Source organism: Thermogemmatispora sp. (assembly GCF_019683755.1).
Lineage (GTDB): Bacteria > Chloroflexota > Ktedonobacteria > Ktedonobacterales > Ktedonobacteraceae > Thermogemmatispora.
The window spans coordinates 1-3,000 of the sequence record NZ_JADGHT010000460.1 but is presented as its reverse complement, the minus strand read 5'-3'; the positions used below and the strand labels follow the sequence as shown (position 1 = coordinate 3,000).

Below are 3,000 nucleotides of genomic sequence, written 5' to 3'. Positions count from 1 at the left end.
TTTCCACATCGAAGCGCGTCCCCAGACTAGGGGTGCGAGTTGGAGAAGGCACCTCACAATTACGCGCCGGGCGACGAGAGAAGCGCAGTTCCATGGCTTCCTCGCTCTGGTAGGTGATCATGCCGAGCATACGCGCGATTGCCAACCCGGCATCAGGCCCCTCGCCGGGCGGATAATCCCCCCCCTGCCAGCGGGGATCGAGCATAATGGCCTGGCGGCCCACTTCACTGAAGGCGATGGCTTGAGCCGTCAGAGCCGACGTGGCCGCCACCACGATCACCTTGTCCACCAGTTCGGGATAGCAGACTGCCCACTCCAGGGCTTGCTGACCTCCAATCGAGCCACCGGCTACAATCAGGCGCCGGACGCCCAGATGCTCTATCAGACGGCGCTGGGCCCGGACCATATCCCGGATCGTCACCAGTGGAAAGCGCATGCCATAAGGTCGGCCCGTGCTTGGATCAATCGACGAAGGGCCTGTACTGCCATAGCAGCCGCCGAGCACATTCGAGCAGACGACAAAGTAGCGCGACGTATCGAAGGGCCGGCCAGGGCCGATCAGCGGGTTCCACCAGGCGGCCTTCGGGTCGTCCGGGTGCTCAGGATCATGGGCATGCGAACTGCCCGTCAGGGCATGAGCAATCAGGATGGCATTATCGCCCGCCGCGTTGAGGCGCCCCCAGGTTTCGTATGCCAGCGTCACAGGGCCAAAATGACCCCCATACTGAAGCGGCAACGAGTCGAAGGTATAGCTTTGCAAGCCCTTCACAGGAACAGGCTGTGTACCTGTCACAACGCTGTGCTCGACGCGAGCCACCATGTGCACACTCCTTGCAACAAAAAGGGAACAAAAAAAACCCTCACCCTACCCAGGGGCGAGGGACAGTCTCTTCGCGGTACCACCCTGTTTTGCCAGCGCCTCACGACGCTGGCCTTGGAGTGTTGCCGAGACGCATGCTCCCAGGTGCTCCAGTAGCCTGGCATTGCATCACCAGCAGCTAACCAGCAACCAGGCGTGACATCACTGGGACAAAACCAGGCTTCTACCGACCAAGCCCGGCTTATCTCCTGCTGACAGACTGTTGCTTTCTCCTTGAGGAGCACCAGACTGGCGCTATGCTAGCCAGGGTTCAGCGCACTCGCAACACTACAGCCTTTAACGGAGCCACCCGGCACAGTCTACTCGCCCGCCCATCACGGGCCTTCAACCTGCAACTCGGAGGGCATTTTCAACGCCGCCGCAGCGCCGGCATCTCAGCACCACCGGCTCTCTGTAGCCGCACACGACGTCTACTCGTCCTCGTCAACGTTATTCTCGATTCGATTGACCGACCGCTAGACGACTGGTGAAGCGCTTGTACCCACCCGGTACGCGGGGCAAGAAAAAACCCCTTTTTGTGAAAAGGGGTCTTTAGCATCATTGCCAGGTTCCCCTCATCTTGCGGAACAGTGTTCCGCCGGAATTGGCACCTTACCAGCAGCTCTGCTGGCGGGTTGCCGGGCTTCACAGGGCCGTCTCCCTCCACCCGTCTTGATGAGAGCGCTAACCGCGTCGGTTCGATTGTTCGGGTACATTATAGTTGTTAGTTAGTATAGCGGAGATGGCTGGAGCTGTCAAGGGTCAGTATGGCGCTAGTCACTCTGTGGCCTGACATGCTTTCCAGCCTGGTCAGGTCGCTCCCCACCTGGCCAGAGCGGGGTGACTGTGATGGAGCGGAGCCTGGCGGGCAACATAAGAGGCTAGCCAGACCGCTACACCTGCAACTCACTAGAGGAAGAGGAGAAGGACCACAAAGCATACTATGAATCAGTCGAAGCGTGAACCAATTTTGCTGCCTGCCGAGCAGGCGATTGACGCGTGCCAGGTGCTGGCGCGAGCTTTTCAGCATGACCCGCTGATGGCCTTTGTTCTCCCCAATGAGAGACGCCGCGCCGCACTCTTACCAGCGCTTTTTAGGGTGACTGTCCATTATTGCTTGCGTTACGGTCAGGTTTATGCCTCACCAGGTCTGGAAGGGATCGCTTGCTGGCTGCCTCCTGATCATACGACGCCTACTCTCGGACGCCTGCTGAGCGTCGGTCTGCGTTTCCCTCCTTTGCGCCTGGGACCACGTGGCCTCTGGCGCCTCGGACTTACCGAGCGCTACGCCGCTCAGCAGCATGCGTTCCATACACATGGACCACACTGGTATCTCTGGGCCTTGGGGGTTGATCCGCCTTACCAGGGACAAGGTATCGGCAGCGCTTTGCTAAGAGTTGTCTGCCAGCAAGCCGACGCTCACCACCTCCCTTGCTACCTGGAGACCCAGAATCCGCGTAACGTCGGTTTCTACGAGCGTCATGGCTTTCAAGTGGTCAGTGAAACAGCTATTCCTCATGGCCAGGGCCTGCGCCTATGGGCTATGCTGCGCGAGGCCCAGCCTTCTCCAGGTTCTTTCTCTCCCTAGTTAGTGCGTTCCGTAGCTCGGCGTGCCAAAGGCAACATGATGACGCCTCTGCCCAAAGAGCAAGTAGAGGAGCGGCCCGAGAAATGGAATGAACCAGACCACCGCTAGCCAGAGAAGCTTGCCAGCGGTTGAGTGATCATCTTCCAGAATCATGACCGTCTCGATAATGTGCCCTAAAACTGGCACAAAGACAATGATGAGAAAGAGCAGTGAATTGAAGAAGCATCCACGCTCACCGAACATAGTGCCTCCTTAGCACAGAGCTGCCTGAGTAGGCTAAACAGAGGAGAGCAGACCAATTGTGGGGATGGTCTGCTCTCTCTATCGCCGGCTGATCGGCTCCGCTCTCGGGGAGCTGCCCGCGCTAGCAGAGAGTATCTCTCTACCTTTCAGGCAAATTGATCGGCAGAGCATATTGACTATCCCCGGCTCTCCCATGCAGAGACACGGATCAGCCCAGCTTGACGGTGACAGAGTGACAGCTCTGGTGAGAGGAAGAGGAGAGAGAGGGCGCCAGGGAGGGCCCTGTCTCATATACAGATCTCCGCGCCCA

Annotated in this window: 3 protein-coding genes, 1 riboswitch and 1 other annotated feature; of the genes, 1 reads left to right on the top strand and 2 read right to left on the bottom strand. The window is 58.7% G+C overall.

Annotated elements, in window-relative coordinates; all coding sequences use genetic code 11:
* The coding region (gene metX / locus IRZ24_RS18745) for a homoserine O-acetyltransferase (RefSeq protein WP_297167770.1) at positions 1 to 820 on the bottom strand (820 nt) is incomplete at its 3' end.
* A 48-nt stretch (positions 821 to 868) separates the two neighbouring features.
* Positions 869 to 1,316 (bottom strand) — a binding site (T-box leader).
* Between the two features lie 115 nt (positions 1,317 to 1,431).
* Positions 1,432 to 1,541, bottom strand: a riboswitch (SAM riboswitch).
* 261 nt (positions 1,542 to 1,802) lie between these two features.
* Between metX and IRZ24_RS18740 the strand changes: the two genes are divergently transcribed.
* Positions 1,803 to 2,447, top strand: coding sequence for a GNAT family N-acetyltransferase (locus IRZ24_RS18740; protein ID WP_297167767.1), 645 nt, complete (start codon positions 1,803 to 1,805; stop codon positions 2,445 to 2,447).
* On the opposite strand, the gene IRZ24_RS18735 is transcribed toward IRZ24_RS18740, so the two are convergent.
* A complete protein-coding gene (locus tag IRZ24_RS18735; RefSeq protein WP_297167765.1) occupies positions 2,448 to 2,690 on the bottom strand; it encodes a PLD nuclease N-terminal domain-containing protein in 243 nt (80 codons plus the stop codon).
* Positions 2,691 to 3,000: the final 310 nt, after the last annotated feature.

What these genes read in the sequence shown, in the direction of transcription:
- IRZ24_RS18740 (WP_297167767.1), top strand. Translation starts at nt 1,803, where the DNA reads ATGAATCAGTCGAAGCGTGAACCAATTTTGCTGCCTGCCGAGCAGGCG.
- IRZ24_RS18735 (WP_297167765.1), bottom strand. Translation starts at nt 2,690, where the DNA reads ATGTTCGGTGAGCGTGGATGCTTCTTCAATTCACTGCTCTTTCTCATC.